This window comes from Leptospira sarikeiensis, from assembly GCF_004769615.1.
Taxonomy (GTDB): Bacteria; Spirochaetota; Leptospiria; order Leptospirales; family Leptospiraceae; genus Leptospira_B; species Leptospira_B sarikeiensis.
Map to the genome: position 1 here is coordinate 19,665 of NZ_RQGF01000035.1, position 12,059 is coordinate 31,723.

Annotated in this window: 21 protein-coding genes; 19 read left to right on the forward strand and 2 right to left on the reverse strand. The window is 36.9% G+C overall.

The genetic code is table 11. From position 1 onward, the window contains the following. The first annotated feature begins 16 nt into the window (after positions 1–16). From EHQ64_RS16870 to EHQ64_RS16895, 6 genes are all read left to right on the forward strand, one after another. The gene (locus EHQ64_RS16870; protein ID WP_135650971.1) at positions 17–379 is read left to right on the forward strand and encodes a hypothetical protein; all 363 of its coding nucleotides are present in this window, start codon (positions 17–19) and stop codon (positions 377–379) included. A gap of 112 nt (positions 380–491) precedes the next feature. Further along, positions 492–1,031: an RNA 2'-phosphotransferase gene (locus EHQ64_RS16875; RefSeq protein ID WP_135650972.1), complete on the forward strand. Its 540-nt coding sequence runs from the start codon at positions 492–494 to the stop codon at positions 1,029–1,031. Continuing rightward, positions 1,031–1,558, forward strand: coding sequence for a hypothetical protein (locus EHQ64_RS16880; protein WP_135650973.1), 528 nt, complete (start codon positions 1,031–1,033; stop codon positions 1,556–1,558). The genes EHQ64_RS16875 and EHQ64_RS16880 overlap by 1 nt, the downstream gene beginning before the upstream one ends. Before the next feature lie 9 nt (positions 1,559–1,567). Beyond that, the gene (locus EHQ64_RS16885; protein WP_135650974.1) at positions 1,568–2,125 is read left to right on the forward strand and encodes a dihydrofolate reductase family protein; all 558 of its coding nucleotides are present in this window, start codon (positions 1,568–1,570) and stop codon (positions 2,123–2,125) included. Positions 2,126–2,275: 150 nt separating this feature from the next. Then, the gene (locus EHQ64_RS16890; RefSeq protein ID WP_135650975.1) at positions 2,276–2,833 is read left to right on the forward strand and encodes a hypothetical protein; all 558 of its coding nucleotides are present in this window, start codon (positions 2,276–2,278) and stop codon (positions 2,831–2,833) included. A gap of 13 nt (positions 2,834–2,846) precedes the next feature. Further along, entirely contained in the window at positions 2,847–3,314 is a 468-nt protein-coding gene (locus EHQ64_RS16895; RefSeq protein ID WP_135650976.1) for a CYTH domain-containing protein, read from the forward strand. Here the strand turns inward: EHQ64_RS16895 and EHQ64_RS16900 are convergent. After that, on the reverse strand, positions 3,311–3,907 hold the full coding sequence (locus EHQ64_RS16900) for a dihydrofolate reductase family protein (RefSeq protein ID WP_135650977.1): 597 nt from the start codon (positions 3,905–3,907) through the stop codon (positions 3,311–3,313). The two genes, EHQ64_RS16895 and EHQ64_RS16900, sit on opposite strands and share 4 nt — an antisense overlap. A 147-nt stretch (positions 3,908–4,054) precedes the next feature. Between EHQ64_RS16900 and EHQ64_RS16905 the strand changes: the two genes are divergently transcribed. From EHQ64_RS16905 to EHQ64_RS16965, 13 genes are all read left to right on the forward strand, one after another. Further along, positions 4,055–4,438: a DoxX family protein gene (locus tag EHQ64_RS16905; protein WP_135650978.1), complete on the forward strand. Its 384-nt coding sequence runs from the start codon at positions 4,055–4,057 to the stop codon at positions 4,436–4,438. A gap of 9 nt (positions 4,439–4,447) precedes the next feature. After that, positions 4,448–5,026, forward strand: a complete 579-nt coding sequence (locus EHQ64_RS16910) for a YdeI/OmpD-associated family protein (RefSeq protein ID WP_135650979.1) — start codon at positions 4,448–4,450, stop codon at positions 5,024–5,026. 38 nt (positions 5,027–5,064) lie between these two features. Then, positions 5,065–6,129, forward strand: a complete 1,065-nt coding sequence (locus tag EHQ64_RS16915) for an NAD(P)H-dependent flavin oxidoreductase (RefSeq protein ID WP_135650980.1) — start codon at positions 5,065–5,067, stop codon at positions 6,127–6,129. 13 nt (positions 6,130–6,142) lie between these two features. Further along, the gene (gene tmpT / locus EHQ64_RS16920) at positions 6,143–6,787 is read left to right on the forward strand and encodes a thiopurine S-methyltransferase (protein WP_135650981.1); all 645 of its coding nucleotides are present in this window, start codon (positions 6,143–6,145) and stop codon (positions 6,785–6,787) included. Positions 6,788–6,796: 9 nt separating this feature from the next. Next, positions 6,797–7,501, forward strand: coding sequence for a hypothetical protein (locus EHQ64_RS16925; protein WP_135650982.1), 705 nt, complete (start codon positions 6,797–6,799; stop codon positions 7,499–7,501). Between the two features lie 119 nt (positions 7,502–7,620). Further along, the gene (locus EHQ64_RS16930) at positions 7,621–8,031 is read left to right on the forward strand and encodes a hypothetical protein (protein WP_135650983.1); all 411 of its coding nucleotides are present in this window, start codon (positions 7,621–7,623) and stop codon (positions 8,029–8,031) included. A gap of 134 nt (positions 8,032–8,165) precedes the next feature. Beyond that, positions 8,166–8,516, forward strand: a complete 351-nt coding sequence (locus EHQ64_RS16935) for a DUF4345 domain-containing protein (protein ID WP_246048819.1) — start codon at positions 8,166–8,168, stop codon at positions 8,514–8,516. Between the two features lie 29 nt (positions 8,517–8,545). Further along, entirely contained in the window at positions 8,546–8,917 is a 372-nt protein-coding gene (locus tag EHQ64_RS16940; protein ID WP_135650985.1) for a TM2 domain-containing protein, read from the forward strand. A gap of 60 nt (positions 8,918–8,977) precedes the next feature. Further along, a complete protein-coding gene (locus tag EHQ64_RS16945) occupies positions 8,978–9,367 on the forward strand; it encodes an iron chaperone (RefSeq protein ID WP_135650986.1) in 390 nt (129 codons plus the stop codon). A gap of 191 nt (positions 9,368–9,558) precedes the next feature. After that, entirely contained in the window at positions 9,559–9,969 is a 411-nt protein-coding gene (locus EHQ64_RS16950; protein WP_135650987.1) for a DoxX family protein, read from the forward strand. 75 nt (positions 9,970–10,044) lie between these two features. Then, positions 10,045–10,701, forward strand: coding sequence for a hypothetical protein (locus tag EHQ64_RS16955; RefSeq protein ID WP_246048820.1), 657 nt, complete (start codon positions 10,045–10,047; stop codon positions 10,699–10,701). Positions 10,702–10,703: 2 nt separating this feature from the next. Then, on the forward strand, positions 10,704–11,099 hold the full coding sequence (locus tag EHQ64_RS16960) for a c-type cytochrome (RefSeq protein WP_135650988.1): 396 nt from the start codon (positions 10,704–10,706) through the stop codon (positions 11,097–11,099). 52 nt (positions 11,100–11,151) lie between these two features. Next, the gene (locus EHQ64_RS16965) at positions 11,152–11,616 is read left to right on the forward strand and encodes a GNAT family N-acetyltransferase (RefSeq protein ID WP_135650989.1); all 465 of its coding nucleotides are present in this window, start codon (positions 11,152–11,154) and stop codon (positions 11,614–11,616) included. Here EHQ64_RS16965 and EHQ64_RS16970 read toward each other — a convergent pair whose 3' ends face one another. Next, a complete protein-coding gene (locus EHQ64_RS16970; RefSeq protein WP_135650990.1) occupies positions 11,617–11,847 on the reverse strand; it encodes a helix-turn-helix domain-containing protein in 231 nt (76 codons plus the stop codon). Positions 11,848–12,059: the final 212 nt, after the last annotated feature.

The window sequence follows — 12,059 nt, forward strand, 5'->3', positions numbered from 1 at the left end:
CGAAAGGAGACTTAGAATGAAGTGTTACTCACATAATGGGCAGGATGCGATTGCAATTTGCAAACATTGTAATAAGGCTTTATGCCCAGTTTGTGCCGTTGATACGGGAGTAGGGATCTCCTGCCAAGGACTATGCGAGGAAGAGGTGAAGATATACGGTGAGTTGATGAGTAGAAGTAAGAAAACATTTGCAACTACAGCCGGCTCATTTAAAAGAAACTCTCTTATTTATTTACTACTTGGTGTTGTTTTTTTAGGAGTAGGCCTTTTGAATATCTCGAGTGGATCTACACTAATCACTATTCCAGCGGGCTTGGTCTTTTTATTAGGGGCTTATTTAAGCTATTCTAGCGGTAATAAATTCCTCAAGAAGGACTGATCTTTCGTTTCGTTTTATGATCGATTATAAAGTAAGCTTGTGTCGATTTGAAATGTTGTTAAATCTTTGCCGTTAGTTATCCGCTCCTAAGTATGAAATTGCTATTTATTGTATGAATGATCCAACGAAAATAAGTAAGTATTTGAGTTATATACTAAGACATGCCCCTGGATCTATTGGTTTAACTTTAATGGATGATGGTTGGCTTCGGATAGAAGACCTAATTTCTGCCTCCGAAGAACACGGAAATTTTATTTCGATTAAATCCATTCAAGATGTAGTGAAGAATAGCGACAAACAAAGATTTTTGATTAGTGGAGATGGTTTATTTATCAAAGCAAATCAAGGGCATTCGGTTTCTATCGAACTAAATTTTAAAGAAGTAAAACCTCCTGATCAATTGTATCATGGGACTGCGAAACAATTTCTAAAGAGTATTCAAGAACAAGGCCTATTAAAGATGAAGAGGCATCATGTGCATCTTTCTGATTCGGAAGAAAAAGCTCGTCAGGTGGGAATGCGCCGAGGATCCCCGATTGTATTGGCAATAAAATCCTCTTTCATGTTCGAAGCAGGTGAAAAATTCTATTTATCAGAAAACGGTGTTTGGTTAACCGATCATGTCTCGCCGGCTTATATAAGATGGGGTTAATGAGAAATATATTTTTCCATGAGGATGACTATTGTCAACGTGAGTTGCTGCCAATAGACAATTTCGAATTTTGTCGAAATCAGATTTCCGAAATTGAAGAATCTTCCAAAATGAATTTCGACGGTTACGGATGGAATGATCTAACTATTCGAAGAGAAAATCCAATTAAATTATCCGATCTAAATATTAACTTAGAGATCATTCGTGAATTTATTTCCGAAGAGCTTCCTGAATATGATAAAGTAATGACTGGTTATAGCTCTTATAGAGAAGAATGTAGCAATATTTTTGCATTTGGTCTTGAAGATACGGATACTCTTTTTGTAGAGGTTAATGAAGAAAATATCTTAATTTCTATATGGTGCAGCCACCCAATGAAAGAATTATATACTCTACCTTTCGCGAAAGAAATACTGTATGTTGATTGGAGCTGGGGATTTGTTTGTCCCTTATCAGATCCAGAAACTATTAATCAATATATTATGGAATATGAAAGAAATAAAGAAACAACTAACAAGAATTCCTAAAAAATATCTATGAGAAAAATTATTTTTGCGATCAATATCACCACCGATGGGTACTGCAGTCATATGGATATGATTGCAGATGACGAACTGCATAAATATTTCACTGATCTTTTGCGGAATGGAAGTCTTATGCTCTATGGCCGGGTCACATATCAACTTATGGTACCTTTTTGGCCTGAAGTAGCAAGAAATCGATCAATGTCAGAAGTAAGTAATGAATTTGCAGATGTATTCACTTCGCTCGAAAAGATCCTATTTTCCACTACATTGAAACATATTGATGAAACGAATACAAGGCTCGTGCAAGGAAACATAAAAGAAGAAGTTCTTAGATTGAAGCAAGAGCCCGGAAAGGACATTTTAGTAGGTAGTTTAAGCATTGCCTCTCAACTTTCGGAATATGGACTGATTGATGAGTATCGTTTTGTAGTTCACCCAGTCCTTGCAGGGAAAGGGCCACGATTATTCGACACTGTGAAACTACAGGAAACACTTCGGCTTGAATTTCTTGGCTCGAAAACTTTTCAATCCGGATCCATTGCTCTTCATTATAAAAAACACACATGAAGAGAAACGTATTTTGGAGCAATAACTGTTACTATCATGAAGTCCTGTATAAACTTCGCAACTCTTCTCGTGGATTAAACGATGCTTATATACGAGTATCAGATTCAGAACTGTTAGTTTGTTAGGCGATATCCTGAAAACGAATACTTAATGGAACACCTGAAAGAAATAATAGAATTAGGGCCAGGAATCATCGTCCAAGTTCAAAGCACATTCATTTTGGTTAAATCTTCTAATCCCTCTGAAAGTGTAATGTATAAGATCCACTCAAAGAAAAAAATTGATTCACGAGTTATAAGAGGGGCAACTTTTGAAAATATCTATTATTATGATGAGCATCTTATCAATCTGGAAAGGAGGGAAGATTCTTTTCAAATTTATTTTATGGCTGAAGATGATGATTCACTTATTTCCTTAATCAATTTTTCAATCAAATGTATTGAGGATATATATTCTGCTTATAGATCTCCAGAATATTTTATGAACGACTACTTTTTAAATTATACTAAAAGAAATACAGGTCCGATTTTTGGCCTTATTTGCGAAGTTCCTGAAACTGTTCTAAAGCTGATAGAATCTAAACATATCGAAGGAATTAAACTTTCAAAACTTTCTTCGAGAAAATATGAGTCGGCGGGAAAAGTGTTGATGTTGGATGATATGTTTATCTGGGCCCAGGATTTTCGATCAGAAAGAATATTTAATTAATATTAGGTAATAAATGGAAATCGAAAGGAAATTTTTAGTAAAAAATTCTGATTATAGAAAGGAAGGTAAGGCTTCCTTAATTTCTCAAGGATATCTTAATTCGGACAAAAATCGTACGGTACGAGTTAGGATTAATTCAAATCGGGGGTTTATTACAATTAAATCAAAGACTGTTGGAATTTCTAGGGAAGAATTTGAATATGAAATTCCCCTTATAGATGCCGAAGAAATGATCAATAATATTTGTGAGAAGCCCATTATTAAAAAGCTTAGATACCTGGTTCATTTTCATGGAAATATTTGGGAGATCGATGAATTTCTTGAAGATAATGAAGGACTAATAGTCGCTGAAATTGAATTACAGTCGGAAGACGGATCCTTTGATAAGCCGGAATGGGTTGGAGAAGAAGTTTCGAATGATCCTAGATATTTCAATTCAAGCCTCATCAAGAAACCGTTTAAGGAGTGGAGTAATATTTAATAACTCCCGGTTTCAACTTTGCCTGCACGTTTGTAAGTCGCAATAATGATACCGTTTGGGGAAATTTGACTTTCTGTTACCTTGAATGCTGCCGGAATTGTGCCTTCAACGAACAACCGTTTCCCAGTGCCTAAAGTCAGGGGATAAATTTTTAACCAGAACTCATCAACCAAATCATGTTTCATAAGTGTTTGAACAAGATTTGCACTTCCATACACATGCAAATCGGGTCCTTCTTCTTGTTTGAGGTTTCTGATTTTTTCTACAATGTCACCGTTTAAGAAAACTGAAGGTTTCCATTCATGAGAAGCCAAAGTATTCGAAGCAACGTATTTAGTCGCGGTCATGACACTTGGCCAGAAATCCGAATGTTTGGGCCAATAAGGAGCCCAAATATCAAAGGTCTTTCTTCCCAATAATAGATCGAATGGAGGGCTCATCTGTTTATTCATGACTGTCCCGAGAACGTCGTCTGAGTATGGGACCTGCCACCCACCGTACTCGAAGCCGCCACTTGTATCTTCTTCCGGTCCGCCTCCAGCTTGTATTACGCCATCGAGAGTGATAAATTCGAGTACAATAATTTTTCTCATGATAGAGTACCTTCCGCATGATATTCGAGCTTAATTTTGAAGTTAAAGTTTACACACGTCAATAGAATTTACTTAGAGATTTTCATCCTACGAACGAACATACATAAATCAGTTGCATACAAAGTATGATAATCTAAAATATCGATCATGACGAAAATAGGTAAAATCATATATTGGATCTCTACTCTTTGGCTTTCCTTAGGAATGATTTCAAGTGCAGTAGTGCAACTACTTAAACTAAACACCGAAGTGGATTTTATTACGCGCTTAGGCTACCCTAGTTATTTTCTAACAATATTAGGAGTTTGGAAGATTTTTGGTGTTATCGCTTTACTAATTCCTAAATTCACTTTATTAAAGGAATGGGCTTACGCAGGATTTTTCTTTTCCATGTCGGGAGCGATAGTATCGCATATTGCATCCGGAGATCCTATAACCGAAGTTTTTCCTTCTTCATTACTATTAGTTTTAACTATTATATCCTGGTATTTTAGACCTGCTAATAGGAAAATTATTCCTGCAAACCAATAAGTATATAGAATGAATTCGAAAGTTGATAAAATCATAAATAAAGAAAAAAAGTGGAAAGTTGAATTTGAGAATCTCAGACAGATTGCTCTTGATGCAGGTTTAACTGAAGAATTAAAATGGGGACAACCATGTTATACATATCAGGAAAATAATATTGTTTTGATCCATGGGTTTAAAGAATACTGCGCGTTTTTATTCTTTAAAGGAGCTTTATTAAAAGATCCAAAAGGTATATTAGTCCAACAGACGAAGAACGTACAATCTGCACGCCAGATCCGATTTACAAGTCTTCAGGAAATCACAAAGAAGAAGTCGGTATTGAAGACTTACATTCGCGAAGCCATAGGCGTAGAAAAGGCGGGATTAAAAGTAAACTTCAAAAAAACTTCTGAATTCGAAATGCCCGAAGAATTTATAAATAAATTGGATGAAGTTCCTGAATTGAAAGTCGCCTTTGACGCGTTAACACCCGGTCGACAAAAAGGATATCTTTTGTTTTTTGCTGCTGCTAAACAATCTAAGACTAGAGAGTCTAGGATTGAAAAGTATATTCCACAAATTTTAAAAGGTAAGGGATTAAACGATTAATAGGTAAAATATAGGGTCTAATTTTTTAGGAGAGCTCTTTGAAATCGCAAAATCAAATTGTCGACATTCTACAATTAAAAGGACCTTTGATCCTTGCTCCTTTGGCAGGGGGGCCTTCTACTCCAGCTTTAGTTGCTGCAGTTTCTAATGCAGGAGGGCTCGGTTCTCTTGGGCTTGCTTATGAAACCCCGGAGCAGATCTCTTCCATTATAAAAGAAACAAGAAAGCTAACTTCGAAACCATTCGCGGTAAATCTTTTTGTTCCTACAAAGGATCCAGATCTTCTCCCTGAAAAAACGGAATTAGCGATCAAGTCTACGGAAAAGTACCGAAAAGAATTAGGAATACCTTCTCCTCAACTTAAAGCCCCGTATAGCATCGATTTCGATCAACAATTCGAATCTATACTCAGGGAGAGACCGGCGGTGTTCAGTTTCACTTTTGGTCTTCTTGATCATCACTATGTAGAAGAATGTAGGAAGAATAATATTATTACCTGCGGAACTGCCACCACATTAGAGGAAGGAATAAGTTTAGAAGAAACTCATGTAGATTGGATTGTTGCCCAAGGGATTGAAGCAGGAGGTCATCGAGGGATTTTTTCAGCTTCTTCCGAAGATCAGATGATAGGATTATTTCCGCTTACTCGGTCTTTGACGCAAAAACTTCGGATCCCTGTGATCTCTGCCGGTGGAATTATGGACGGTGCAGGGATAGCTGCGGTCCTCGCTTTGGGAGCACAGGCAGCACAACTCGGTACAGCATTTCTTCTTTGCGATGAGGCTGGGACATCCGAACCATATAGAAAGGCATTATTAGATCAAAAAGATCGTAAGACTAAAACGACTCGAGTGTTCTCCGGTAGGATAGCTCGTGGCTTGGAAAATAGATTTATGAAGGAGATGGAAAAAGATCCGGATGTGATCCTTCCTTTTCCTGCGCAAAACGTTTTCACAAGAGATATTCGAAAAAGGTCTTCAGAGTTAGGCATCTCCGATTTTTTATCTCTTTGGTCCGGCCAAGGGATCGATTTAATCAGGCAAATGAAAGCAGAAGAGCTGGTTTCGGTTTTATTCGAAGAACTGAAGACATATTCTGCATAACGTAGGAATATTCATGGAAGCAGATTTTTGGCACCAAAGATGGGAGAAGAACGAAATTGCTTTTCATGAACCTGAAGCAAATCCTCTCTTAGTCGAATACTTTGGAAAATTATCCTTAACTAAAGGAAGTCGGGTATTCATTCCTCTATGCGGTAAGACTCTCGATATTTCTTGGCTGCTTTCGAACGGTTATCGGGTCGTTGGAGCCGAATTGAGTAAGATCGCGATCGAGCAATTATTTCAACAACTTGATATGGGAGTGAAGAAAACAGTTATAGGCGGTATAGAACATTATGCTGCAGAAAATATAGATATCTTTGTAGGAGATATTTTCCGCTTATCAAAAGATATCGTCGGATCTGTAAATGCTATTTATGATCGAGCTGCTTTAGTTGCATTGCCTGAAAAAATGCGTAAGTCTTATACAGATCATTTAATAGAGATCTCGGTTAAAGCCCCTCAACTCTTGGTCTGTTATGAGTATGATCAGAATTTGATGGAAGGTCCACCATTCTCTATAAGTAATGAAGAAGTAAAACGACATTACGAAAACACATACAATTTAAATCCACTCTCTAGTAGGGATGTAGTTGGTGGTTTGAAAGGAAAATGTCCGGCGAAAGAAAACGTTTGGCTACTACAATCGCCTAATCCGTGATGGCAAGATATGAAGAGAATTATTTCCGAAAATATTATTTTTGGTTACTCTGAAGTATCCGAGTTAATTCGAAGTTATATACTAGGGGTTGAGGCTCAAGTCGAAGATTCCATAAATAGATATTATAATAGTCAAAAAGAACAGATTTCGGATAATTTAGAATTTGATGATATGCCAACATTGACACATCTCGGTTTGGATTCGGGGCCATGGAATTTAGAAGAAATATTTGTAGAACATTTCCCTAATCTTTTAAGGCGCTCTGCTTTAGTCACGTTGTTTTCATTTTTTGAATCTCAGCTGAATGAGTTTTGTAATGTGATGAAATTTAATGATTCTTTACAATTAAGTTATAAGGATATAAGCGGGCAAGGTATAGAAAGATCTAAGAAATATTTAGAGAAAGTAATCTATTTGAATCTCTCCGAACTACTCCCCGTCTGGAATGAAATTAAGATAATTCAAACAATAAGAAATTTAATTGTACACCAAGATGGTGAGATGGATAGCCTGAGTGAAGGTTTATCAAAAGAGATTAATAGATATATTCGTTCAAAATCTCCTTTATTATCAGATGAAAGGGGTATAGTTATTCAATCTGGATATTTATTGCATGCCGCCTCGGTTTTTGAAAAATATTTCAAAGGTTTAGAATCAATGGTAGAGCATACAAGTATTGTAGAAAATGATAACTGGGATGCTTTTTTCCGCTGAAATCCTATTTAATACGTAAGCTACTTTGATATTAGAAATCTCATCCGAGATTTTTTCACTTGCATGTCTTAAAAATTATCTTATAAATCGTTCACTTTATTATTTGGTGATGGGATCGTATGAACTCGATTATTAGGAATATTCTCTCCGTAATTCTAGGATTTGTTATTGGGAGCTGCGTGAATATGGGGCTCATATTGATCAGCGATAAAGTAATCCCTCCTCCGACCGGTGCCGACGTGACCACATTAGAAGGGCTAAAGGCTTCTATTCATTTATTCCAGCCGAAACATTTTGTTTTTCCTTTTCTTGCTCATGCTCTCGGTACTTTTATAGGAGCTATAGCCGCTTCTGTCATCGCTGCAAGCCATAAGATCAAATTTGCCTTGGTCATCGGTGGACTGTTTTTCTTGGGCGGATTAGCAAACGTATTTATGATCCCTTCTCCTGTTTGGTTTATCGTTTTGGATTTAGTTGGGGCATATATCCCAATGAGCATATTGGCGGGAAAATTAGCCGTCAGGAAATAATTTTGTTCATTGTGTTCCCACGAATTCTAATTTTGAGCCTACATAATTTCCATTGACAACAAAATTATGTTAAACTAATTCTTACTGCAATGAAAACAGATAGTTCGGTTTCTATAAGCACGAGAGTAGTGCAAGTGTGTTTATTTCTTGTTGCGGCTATCGCTCTTTTTGGCGGTTCCTTGCAGATGTATCTCGGACAACCTACAACGACTCCTAGATTAGATAATGTCCATCGTTTTCTGGCAGGAGTTTATCTTTCTGCCGGATTGATATCTGCCTGGGCTGCTTGGACAGTACAAACTCAAAAGGTCTTAGTATATTTGATCGCTTTAGCTGTTTTTAATGCTGCTATAGGACGACTTATTTCTATTAGTATTGTTGGTTTGCCGGAACCTGCCGCTGTTTGGATCGGATATTTGCTTCCGGAGTTGATCATTCCGATAGTCATTCTAATCGCTCAAACTTTTCGGAACAGAGAAAGTTAATATTAGGTCTTATTTAGTCTGAGGAAAAAATGTCTGAATTTAGAAGCAAGAATGTAGATGAAGTTTTTTGCAGATCCTGCGGATCCGTGATCAAGAAAGAAGCTGAAATTTGTCCGAAATGTGGAGTAAGACAAATGCCTGCTCCAAATACCGCCCAAAGTTTCAATATGAATAGCGAGATGGATCACTGGACCATGACTTTACTATTATGCCTGATCGCATTCTTTGGGGTTGCGGGGATCCATAGATTCTACAACGGCAAGATCGTGACCGGTGTTTTAATGTTGATCACTTTCGGCTTCTGCGGGCTTTGGACTTTAATCGATATTATACTCATTGCATCGAATCAGTTTACTGATGCAAAAGGGAATATTATCTCAAGAGGGAACAGAGCTCTTTAAATTTAGTATTTAAGAAGAAGGTGGATCGAAAACTGACTTTCTGGTCCACTAACTGATTTTATGGATAATAAAAATACATTCGAATCGATTGATGAATATATAAAAACTTTTCCTAAGGATGTACAATCCCTCTTGAAGGAACTTAGAAAGGTAATCCAGGAAACTGCTCCGAATGCTGAGGAAAAAATCAGCTACCAGATGCCGACATTTTTTTTGAATAAAAATTTAGTCCATTTCGCCGCATATAAAAATCATATAGGATTTTATCCGGGCGCGAGTGGAATCGCAAAATTTAAGAAGGAGATCGACAAATATAAAAATGCAAAGGGATCGGTACAGTTCCCAATCGATAAATCTTTACCTTTCGATTTGATCCGAAAAATCGTCAAGTTCAGGGTGGAAGAAGATCTAAAGGATCCTCCTAAAAAGCAAAAAGCCAAAAAGAAATAATTGCGTGAAGAAATTTATAGATCTTCTGTCCTTATATCGAACCACAAATTCTTAATAATTTATTACATTCTACACTTTGATCTAAGTTCGAAAAAGATTTTAGGTCCATATAAATTCAAAATCGATCAATTATAGTTGAACTTTGCTTCAAAGATCTCAAAATTGCCATCTCATTTGGAGGAAAATACAGAATGGGATCTCAAGAAGTTTCAAAAGGTCAATTATGGACAGGACGGATCCTCAGCGGATTGATCGTAACATTTCTGCTTTTTGATGGAATAATAAAATTTTTCCTAGATAAAATACCGATGTCACCCGAGGCTCAGGCAGATGCACTTAGACTTGCATATCCTCCTGAACTAATGCCGTATTTAGGAACTCTACTGATCATCATAACTTTGTTATACGCATTTCCAAAAACGGCGATTTTAGGTGCTATCTTGATTACCGGTTATTTAGGTGGTGCGGTCTCAACTCATGTTCGGGTTTTAAATCCTTTGGGTTCCCATATTTTATTTCCAGTATATTTGGGGATCATTCTTTGGGGAGGCTTATATCTTCGCTTTCCTAAATTAAGAGAACTTACTCCTTGGCAAAAATAAACTAGAAAGCCGGCGGTGTTGATCCTTTAACATCGCCGGATCTAATCACACCTTCCGATTTCCGGATAGAATTTTATGATCAAATCGATCTTCTCTATTCTCTATATAAATAAGATTCTACAGTATAAATTTATAATATTATCTTTCCATTTCCTATTTATAGGCTGTAGTGCAAGTATTCAAGTTGTTCAGGACCAATTTAAGGGTGCTACTATAGTTAAATTGGATCTAGATCATGAAGCAAAGATTGAAAATCCGAACAAAAGTGTATATTCCAGAGGCGGTCAATATGCTAAGGAGATCAAGAACGGACTTTCTTCTCCGATAGCTTTGTTGATCAGATTACAAGGCTCGGAAACGATGGCGGCATTAGGGCCCGAGGCTTATGTGAAAGTGGATCAGAAAATGTTTAAACTTTCCTTAATGGACACGAATTATTCCGTAAACCAGGAAACGATCAGGACCCAAACCGCTCCAGGTTTTATTGGAGGACCGGGATATGGATATTATTCCCCTGGGTTTATTTCGAGTAGCAGAACCCTTACAGTGACCTCAAATATTTGTTCCGGTAAATTAACTTTTACGAAAGAAATAGAAAATGAGATCTTATCTGCGAAGGTTCTGCAATATAGATTCTATAGTGCAAACGATGCGGTTGATCTTTTTGTTTCGGATTCGGATCTGGAGCTTATCAAAAAATTCATTAGGCACAAAGGGGAAATTCAAAAATAAATATGTCTCGGCTTACACTACTTTATCCATTAACGATTTTGATTGTGGTGTCGTTTTATGTTGCGCCGATCGCACAGATATTTTCTCAGTCAAACTCCAAAAAAATAGCGTTGGGCAAAAAATTATTCAATAGCGATAATTTATCATGCAACGCTTGCCATAGTATCGATGGCCAACGATTTGTGGGAGCCTCGATGAAAGGGTTGTATGGTAGCATAATACCATTGACGGATGGATCGAATGTTAAGGCCGATATAGAATTTATTAAGGAATCGATATTAGAACCCAGTAAAAAGATCCGAGCAGAATATCCTCCTGTGATGCCAATCTATTATAAAAATAAAATAAGTCCTCAAGAATTGGAAGCAATTGTCCAATACATCATTAGTTTAAAATAATATATGGACTTTATCCGAAAAATCGATCCAAATTAAATTTTAGAGATCCTTTATGCGAATAATCTATTTAAAAGAAAAACCGGAATTTGTGGATGAGGTGGCCTCTCTATGCTTTGCAGAATGGTCCCATCTTTCCCCAGGGAAAACACTAAAGGACTATAGAGATTCAGTTATAAAACGGATCAGCGGTTCTGAAGTTCCTTCTGTTCTAGTTTCTGTGGACGATTTCGGAAAACTGACAGGCACAGTTTCATTAAAAGAATATGATATGGATATTTATCGCGAGTTTTCGCCTTGGCTCGCAAGTTTATATGTCAAATTAGAATATAGGAATTTCGGATTAGGTTCCAGTCTTTTGGAAAAAGCGGTCCAGATCGCAAAAGATTCCGGAGTAACTAGGCTTTTTTTATACACTCCTGATAAGGAAAAATATTATTCCAAAAGAGGATGGAAAGTATTGAGTCGGGAGATTTACCACGAAGTGGAAGTTTCTATCATGTTTATCGATTTGAATTGATCATTTTCCAGAATACGCTGAGAAGAAAAACCCGGCGGGTTTTCCATACAATTGATACATTTTTAGGAATATTTCAACTTCCAAAGAAAGTATTCCCGACTCTATTTTAGATATAAAACTTTGACTTGTTCCTATTCTTTCTGCGACTTCTTTTTGAGTGAACCCAGAATCGACCCTTGCTTGTTTTAATGACTTTAAGAAATTTCTCTTTTGTCGATCTGTTACTTTCAAGAATCTACCTTTTCATTCTTCTACATAAAGTTCCTACACTTCACGAAATAGAAAAACCAGCTCGGATATTGCCTAAGTTTTTCAACTTACAATTCGATCTGAGAATTTTGCGATTCTAATTTTACTCCTTCCCCGGAATCCTCTTTTCCGCTTCAAATCTCCTACCGATTTCCTCCCTGTTTTTTAGAAAATCCTTGCCTCCTTCCTCCTTT

Bases quoted from the DNA above. Each gene is read 5' to 3' on its own strand.
- EHQ64_RS16950 (WP_135650987.1), top strand. From the start codon at position 9,559: ATGGGATCTCAAGAAGTTTCAAAAGGTCAATTATGGACAGGACGGATC.
- EHQ64_RS16895 (WP_135650976.1), top strand. From the start codon at position 2,847: ATGGAAATCGAAAGGAAATTTTTAGTAAAAAATTCTGATTATAGAAAG.
- EHQ64_RS16870 (WP_135650971.1), top strand. From the start codon at position 17: ATGAAGTGTTACTCACATAATGGGCAGGATGCGATTGCAATTTGCAAA.
- EHQ64_RS16900 (WP_135650977.1), bottom strand. From the start codon at position 3,907: ATGAGAAAAATTATTGTACTCGAATTTATCACTCTCGATGGCGTAATA.
- EHQ64_RS16925 (WP_135650982.1), top strand. From the start codon at position 6,797: ATGAAGAGAATTATTTCCGAAAATATTATTTTTGGTTACTCTGAAGTA.
- EHQ64_RS16945 (WP_135650986.1), top strand. From the start codon at position 8,978: ATGGATAATAAAAATACATTCGAATCGATTGATGAATATATAAAAACT.
- EHQ64_RS16875 (WP_135650972.1), top strand. From the start codon at position 492: ATGAATGATCCAACGAAAATAAGTAAGTATTTGAGTTATATACTAAGA.
- EHQ64_RS16890 (WP_135650975.1), top strand. From the start codon at position 2,276: ATGGAACACCTGAAAGAAATAATAGAATTAGGGCCAGGAATCATCGTC.
- EHQ64_RS16905 (WP_135650978.1), top strand. From the start codon at position 4,055: ATGACGAAAATAGGTAAAATCATATATTGGATCTCTACTCTTTGGCTT.
- tmpT (WP_135650981.1), top strand. From the start codon at position 6,143: ATGGAAGCAGATTTTTGGCACCAAAGATGGGAGAAGAACGAAATTGCT.
- EHQ64_RS16960 (WP_135650988.1), top strand. From the start codon at position 10,704: ATGTCTCGGCTTACACTACTTTATCCATTAACGATTTTGATTGTGGTG.
- EHQ64_RS16940 (WP_135650985.1), top strand. From the start codon at position 8,546: ATGTCTGAATTTAGAAGCAAGAATGTAGATGAAGTTTTTTGCAGATCC.
- EHQ64_RS16885 (WP_135650974.1), top strand. From the start codon at position 1,568: ATGAGAAAAATTATTTTTGCGATCAATATCACCACCGATGGGTACTGC.
- EHQ64_RS16910 (WP_135650979.1), top strand. From the start codon at position 4,448: ATGAATTCGAAAGTTGATAAAATCATAAATAAAGAAAAAAAGTGGAAA.
- EHQ64_RS16930 (WP_135650983.1), top strand. From the start codon at position 7,621: ATGAACTCGATTATTAGGAATATTCTCTCCGTAATTCTAGGATTTGTT.
- EHQ64_RS16965 (WP_135650989.1), top strand. From the start codon at position 11,152: ATGCGAATAATCTATTTAAAAGAAAAACCGGAATTTGTGGATGAGGTG.
- EHQ64_RS16955 (WP_246048820.1), top strand. From the start codon at position 10,045: ATGATCAAATCGATCTTCTCTATTCTCTATATAAATAAGATTCTACAG.
- EHQ64_RS16880 (WP_135650973.1), top strand. From the start codon at position 1,031: ATGAGAAATATATTTTTCCATGAGGATGACTATTGTCAACGTGAGTTG.